Below are 6,953 nucleotides of genomic sequence, written 5' to 3' on the forward strand. Positions count from 1 at the left end.
ATCATTAATGATAATCATTATCAATAGTACGTAATGCGCTACTTTTGTCCCTATTCCGTTAGCCCTGATGGAATACTATCGATAGTCTCCCGTTATGTTTTTTGTTTTACCACACCTAATTTTTGTAAAACATGATTTGAACAGTGCATAACGAGTTATTTATATGAGAAAAAAATACGCTAAGGCGTCTGTTTTATGTTGTTTAATTTCGCCTATGGTATGGGCGGAACATTCGTCTGGCGCGACAGAAGATGCTTTGATTGTGACGGCCAATAAACGGGAAGAAGCGTTAAATAAAGTGGATGGTAGCGTTCTGGTTAAAACAGGCGAAGAACTTGTACAGGCCGGTATCACACAAGTACAAGATCTTGAGCGCGCTTTCCCTGGTTTACAAATCCGCTCACGAGGTAATAGAACCTATTCAGCAACCACCATTCGCGGTATTAGTTCACCGGATTTCTATTCGCCTTCTGTTCGAATTTATGTCGATGGCGTTCCTCAAGATCACCAATTCCTAACACAAGAATTAATCAACGTGGAACGTGTAGAACTATTACGCGGTCCGCAAGGGACTTTATATGGCGGAAATGCACAAGCGGGTGTTATTAATATCATCACTCGTTCGCCGCAAGAAGGCCCTTGGCTTAACCTTTCCGGTAATTACTCCAAGCTGAAACAAGGTGGTTCTTTCAGCGGATCAATACCGCTTATTGAAGATCTCCTTTATGGTAGTACCAGCCTGCGTTGGGTAAAAGAGCCTGGGCAAATTGATGCACCAAATCGTGGCGATAAAAATATTGATTCCAGCAAAACCTGGCTTGGACGAGGGCAACTGACATTTGCACCAGAAGATTCTTCGTTCAGTGCTGAACTTAGCTTTGCTCATGAAGATCTCGATTCCCATGAAGAAGTCTATCTAAACGACGAACAATTTCGTCGGAAAGAATATGATGGCCCTATCCCTGATTTAACCCGTCGAGTTAACAGTTATGCATTCAAGGCTGAATATGATTTTGGCGATAGTGTATTAACCAGTGTGACTTCTTATCAGGATCGCGATATTTACCGTGATTTCATTGGCGGTAAATGGAAAGAGAAACACCATGCCACCACGCAAGAGCTGCGTTTGAACTCCAATTTCTCAAATAGGATTACCAGCGTTCTCGGTGGTTGGTTTTCAGATGAAAAGAATAAACATCATACTAGTGGTTATCCCGGTTACTATGGCAATGCGGCTAACACAATAAAAGGAAAATCGCTGGCACTGTTTGGTGAAGTGAAATTGCCCTTTGCTTCTCAGTGGGATCTGACCTTGGGTGGCCGTTTGTCCCATGAAAAATCGCAGATAGACTATGCTGGCCGTTCTGGCATGGCAGCAATCGAAGCTTTTGATAACCAAGTTTCCAGTAATGAATTTACGCCTAAAGCCGCATTGGGTTGGCAATTGACGCCAGATACCCGTTTCTATCTCTCTGCTACGAAAGGATATAAACCCGGTGGATTCAATAACATTGTCTACTCCGCCAATGATAGAAAACCCTACGATACCGAAACCTCAGATAATTATGAGTTTGGCTGGCATACCTCGTTCTTTGATAACGCAGTGACGTTAGACAGCGCTGTTTACTACATTCATTCGAAAGATAAACAAATTTATGTTGGTCCGATCGGTGCACAATTTATACGCAATGTGGGTAAAGCAGAGAGCAAAGGCATTGAGTTGAATAGCCAAATTAAGCCAATGAAAGGGCTGAAATTTTCTCTCGGGGGAAGTGTAGGCAAATCAAACTTCACTGATGCAACCGATACAGAGAATGGCATAAGTTATAACGATAAACGCCTGCCTTATGCGCCAGATGTCATGCTCAATGCAAGTTTTGACTACTTGATTGATCAAACGTTGTTACCCGGTAACCTCTATTTAAATGCCGGTGCCCGCTACTATTCAAAAAGCTACTTTAATGAAGCGAATACCCTTGAACAGGGAGGATACACCCTCTATGACGCTTCATTAAGTTTAGAAATGGCACATGGGGTTAATGTAAAACTCTATGGCGAAAATCTGGGTGATAAAAAGTATCGTGTCTCCAGTTTCACCGTGGGGCCAAATACGCTTAGTATGATCAATAAGGGCTTGAATGTTGGGTTGGATGTGAGTGTTTCACTATGACACACAATATCTCCCATCCCCGCCATATATCGTTACTGTTGTTGACGTTAGCGGGGGTTTACACCCTCCAAAGTACTATCGGCATGTTAACGTTACAAAGTATGCCAGCGTTTTTGCGTAGCCACGGCGTAACCCCGGATAAAATCGGCTTGCTCTACTTGCTGATGCTGCCTTGGGCATTCAAATTCCTTTGGGCGCCTATTATAGAGCGCTATCGTAAATCTGGTTCGGGGGATACAAACCCCCGTCGTATCATGATTTGCGGAAATCTGTTAATTACCTTGCTTTTTTGTTCAATGTCACTGGCAAAACCTGCCGAACATATGCCGCTGATTATCGTCGGTCTGTTTCTGATCACCATTTGTTTGACCGTGGTGGATACCACCACCGATGGCCACGCTATTGACCGGTTATCACCAAAACATCGCCCTTGGTGCAATGTTATGCAAGTTGGCGGCGGTTATTTGGGTTCTATCATCGGCAGCGGTCTGTTTCTATACCTTGTTTCACTGTATGGTTGGCACATTGGTGCCGGGGTGTTAGCCATAGTGATTCTATTGATGTCACTGCCTGCCCTATTTTTACGGGAAACACAGGTAGAAAAAGCACCAACGGTTTTAAAAGCCCCGGTTGCCCCTTCTCTCAAAAATGCACTCCGTCGGGCGCCGGTTAGACAAGCACTGGTTTTGATATTGCTATGTATGATCGGTACGCGCCTTTCACTTGGTATGCTTTCGCCGTTTTTGATCGATCGCGGCGTGGATTTAACTCAACTTGGTATCATTGCCGCCAGTGGTGGTGCATTAGCTGGATTATCTGGTGTTCTGCTTGGTGGCGTCATTGTACGTAAATTCGGTGCTATCCAGACTTTACTGTCTGTCATGCTGCTTGAATCTATCGTATTAGCCTGTATCTTCTGGCTTGCCCGGCAACCAGAAGCGCCGTTATCCCTGCTTTCAGCCGCATATGTCTTCATCACCTTAATCACCGCCGCCAAATTTGTTGCGCTGTATACCCAGATGATGTCGCTCGCTGCGGGTGCTCAGTCCGGTGTGGATTTTGCGTTGATGCAATCCGCAGATATGGGTATTGCAATTATCTGTTCAGTGTTGGGTGGATTGATTGTTACTAAAGCAGGCTATTCTGCCCTTTTCGTTCTTGCACTTCTCTTCACCTTCATTGCCTTGTTCTGGACATTGCGTAAATTCCATAATTTCCACAAGGAGAGCGTGAATGCGTAATCATGATACTTCTGTTCAGAGTTCGCCGGAGCAGCGTGCGGCTGATGCCGGCGTTATTAAAGAGTTATGGTATTTGATGCGCCCATACCGCACGTTGAGTTACGTTGCTATTGCACTTGCCATTCTTTCCGCCGGCCTGCAAATGTTGCCGGCGGCGGTTGCCGGGTTCATCACCCAATCCATCTATGACGGGCAATATGACACGCTATTGAATTATGGCGCTATGTTATTGGGATTTACATTTGCCGCTATGTTGACCTTTAGTGGTTCAACGTTTTTTGCTCATTTGATCGCTGCCGATGTGCAAGCTGATGTTCGCCGCAATATCAGCAGTAAGTTGAAGTCTGTCCCTCTGGGCTTTTTCATGCTGACCGACAGCACTGAAATAAAAAAGATGATGCTAGATGACGTCGAACAGCTTGAAGATGGTATTGCCCATATCATTCCAGAGATGTCTGCTACTTTATTCGGTCCATTGATTGCATTGAGTGTCATGTTAGCCATTGATTGGCGGTTAGCCTTAGCAGCTTTCGCGCCAACTTTGGGTGCCTGCCTGTTATTCGTCTATATTCAGATAAAAGTTCAAGCGACAACTCAGCGTTTTTATGCAGCCCAAAACCGTATTGCTTCAACAATGGGTGAAGTTATTAATGCGATTCCCGTGGTCAAAACCTATTCAGGCGGCAAGGTTGCGTTGCAACGCGCTGAGAAAGCGTTTACTGCCCTGACTCGGATTATTGATGTTTGGGTTGAGAAAGTACAGGTCAAATCCAGTCGGTTTTTCGTGTTATCCAGTGCTAACCTGTTGTTTGTCCTCCCTTTGGCGGTCTGGTTATTGAACCGACAAGAGATCACTTTATTCGAATTCACTTTCTTTATTTTGGCGGCAATGGCATTCGGCAATATTGCCTCATCTATGTTCGCTGTGATGACACGTTTGCAACAGCAAGAGGCATTGATCACACGCTATCGTTGGTTAATGAATCAACCTGAACTGGCACCTTGTACCCAAAGCCAAACACCAGCCGATCACAGCGTCGCTCTGCACAATGTCAGTTTCTCTTACCAGGATAAGCAGGAGAATGCATTAAATAACATTTCATTTTCTATACCGGCGGGCAGTTCATTAGCTTTAGTCGGTGCCAGTGGTTCGGGTAAATCTACTGTAGCGAGTCTTATCGCACGTCTTTGGGACCCTCAGCATGGTCAGGTTACTATTGGCGGTGTTGATATCCGTAATATGGATGAACCGACACTACGCAATAACGTCTCTTTTGTTTTCCAGCGTGTGTTTCTGTTCAACGATACGGTGGCTAATAACATACGATTAGCCCGTCCTAATGCCTCACAGGCCGAAGTTGAAACGGCTGCTATCGCAGCGCAAGCACATCAATTTATTCAGCAATTACCGCAAGGCTACGACACCGTACTGAACGGTGGCGTGAGTTTATCGGTAGGTGAAAAACAGCGTATTGCCGTTGCCGCCGCTATTCTAAAAAACGTCCCGATTCTTGTATTGGACGAAGCTACAGCCTATGCCGATCCAGAATGTGAAAAAGAGATGCAACAAGCGCTCAATGCTCTATGCCGCAATAAGACAGTGATTGTCATTGCCCATCGTCTACCGACTATCCGTCATCTTGATCAAATAATGGTTTTAGATAAAGGACAGATTATCGAACAAGGAACCCATGAAGAACTGGTCGCACAGCAAGGCGCATACGCCAGACAGTGGGCTGCTTGGCGGGGAGAAAAAACCGGGACCGGAGCAAATTATCATGGGGCTATTTAATCGTCTCCAGCAACATCTATCACCAAAACTGCAAAGAGTTTGGTTTAAAGGGTTGTTATATAAACAGTTTGATACCGTTGCGATTATGGCTCAACTTGCTATTGCTGCTTGGGCTATTACCCATCTAGGGGAAAGTGACAATCCTATGTTGCCGCTTATCACTTTGGGATTACTGGTTATTTTACTGTTGCTGCGGTTTACTTTTATGGCTCGCGCATTATGTAAACTCACCATTGCCGCCTATGGTTTAGGCATAGAAATTCGTCGTTCTCTGCTACAACACCTTGTCAGTATGTCTGTCGCCACTATTCGGGGATTGAGTGCTGGAAAAATAGCGTTGACGTTATCTGAAGATGTGCAATGGCAGGAAAATCAGTCAGCCTATACCACACCGCAAATCGCTTGTCAGGTGATGATGCTGACTCTCATCTACCTGGCTTTATTCTGGTTCGATTGGGTGGTTGCCGGTAGTGCATTATTAGTGCTGATGGTTGGGATGTTCATCTTGGGGGCTATCCGTAAAAAACTGGATGAAATATTGCGCTTGCGTGCCACTATGATGGCTGATGTATCCGAAGCAATCGTTGAGTACGCCCAAGGTATGTCCTTTATTCGTGCTGCGGCAGCGACCACGACGGTAGAGCAGCGTTTTGACCGCGAAATCGACCAATTACGTGTCGCATTCCGCCGTGGGGTATTCAGAAGTATTCCGCTACTGAGCCTGTTTTACATCATCATTGATACCAGCGTGGTCGTTGGCATTCTGGCTGGCGCTCTGCGCTTTAATTCACCAGAAGCATTAACACTCTCAGAAATACTTATCACGATTCTGTTGTTGTTTGCCACGATGACCCCTCTACGTGGGATCATCCCCTTACTCAATATTACGGCCTTAACGCAAGTAGGTGAAACCCATATTGCAGAGATAGAAGCCGTTGCAACGCAAGCTTCCGGGCCACTAGCCGCGCCAGACAAATATGATGTTGAAGTGAATAACATCTCATTTAGCTATCCAGGTACGAATCAACCCGCTATCCAAAATGTGTCATTTTATGCGCCGCAAGGCAGTATGACCGCTATTGTCGGGCCCAGTGGCAGTGGGAAATCCACACTGGCTTATCTGCTGCTCTCTTTCTATCAACTGGATAAGGGAGAAATCCGTCTGGGTGGGAATGATATTCATCATTACCAAACCCAGGCACTGTATGACACCGTTACTATGGTATTTCAGGAAACCGCACTATTTCAGGATACCGTCGCTAACAATCTCCGGTTGGGTGATCCCGGTGCAACCCAGTTAGAACTGGAACAGGCTGCTCGCCTTGCCAATATTCACGATACGATTATGGCATTACCGCAAGGGTACGATACACCGCTAGGGGTGGATGGCGGTACGCTGTCTGGTGGCGAGCGTCAGCGCCTTGCCATTGCCCGCGCCATCTTAAAGCAATCTCCGGTTTTATTCCTCGACGAAGCGACGGCTTCTCTCGATCCCGAAAATGAACAGTTGATCCAACAGGCGTTTGATTCTCTTACCCAGAATAAAACGGTTTTTGTTATCGCTCATCGGCTGAGCACGATAACCCGCGCTGACCAGATATTGGTGATGGATCATGGAACCCTTTGTGATAGTGGAACTCACAACGAATTGTTAGGACGTTGTTCACTTTATCAATCCCTTTGGGAAAACCATCTCGGCTCAGAGGAGCACTGGCATCTATACCCAAATAAGCCAAATAAGGCGTAACCC

4 protein-coding genes are annotated in these 6,953 nt (G+C 45.7%); all 4 read left to right on the forward strand.

Annotated elements, in window-relative coordinates:
* Window positions 1-163: 163 nt before the first annotated feature.
* From CKY02_RS00235 to CKY02_RS00250, 4 genes are read left to right on the forward strand one after another with little or no spacing between them, the layout of a single operon-like run.
* The gene (locus CKY02_RS00235) at window positions 164-2,170 is read left to right on the forward strand and encodes a TonB-dependent receptor (protein WP_112893772.1); all 2,007 of its coding nucleotides are present in this window, start codon (window positions 164-166) and stop codon (window positions 2,168-2,170) included.
* Window positions 2,167-3,411: an MFS transporter gene (locus CKY02_RS00240; RefSeq protein WP_112893773.1), complete on the forward strand. Its 1,245-nt coding sequence runs from the start codon at window positions 2,167-2,169 to the stop codon at window positions 3,409-3,411. Before CKY02_RS00235 ends, CKY02_RS00240 begins: the two co-directional genes overlap by 4 nt.
* Complete coding sequence (locus tag CKY02_RS00245) at window positions 3,404-5,203, forward strand: ABC transporter ATP-binding protein (RefSeq protein WP_238399042.1); 1,800 nt, start codon at window positions 3,404-3,406, stop codon at window positions 5,201-5,203. The genes CKY02_RS00240 and CKY02_RS00245 overlap by 8 nt, the downstream gene beginning before the upstream one ends.
* On the forward strand, window positions 5,103-6,950 hold the full coding sequence (locus CKY02_RS00250; protein WP_238399041.1) for an ABC transporter ATP-binding protein: 1,848 nt from the start codon (window positions 5,103-5,105) through the stop codon (window positions 6,948-6,950). The genes CKY02_RS00245 and CKY02_RS00250 overlap by 101 nt, the downstream gene beginning before the upstream one ends.
* The last annotated feature ends 3 nt before the right edge of the window (window positions 6,951-6,953 follow it).

The organism is Photorhabdus bodei (assembly GCF_003287735.1).
Classification (GTDB): domain Bacteria; phylum Pseudomonadota; class Gammaproteobacteria; order Enterobacterales; family Enterobacteriaceae; genus Photorhabdus; species Photorhabdus kayaii.

Excerpts from the sequence above, each read along its gene's own strand:
- CKY02_RS00235 (WP_112893772.1), top strand. The coding sequence starts at position 164 with ATGAGAAAAAAATACGCTAAGGCGTCTGTTTTATGTTGTTTAATTTCG.
- CKY02_RS00240 (WP_112893773.1), top strand. The coding sequence starts at position 2,167 with ATGACACACAATATCTCCCATCCCCGCCATATATCGTTACTGTTGTTG.
- CKY02_RS00245 (WP_238399042.1), top strand. The coding sequence starts at position 3,404 with ATGCGTAATCATGATACTTCTGTTCAGAGTTCGCCGGAGCAGCGTGCG.
- CKY02_RS00250 (WP_238399041.1), top strand. The coding sequence starts at position 5,103 with ATGAAGAACTGGTCGCACAGCAAGGCGCATACGCCAGACAGTGGGCTG.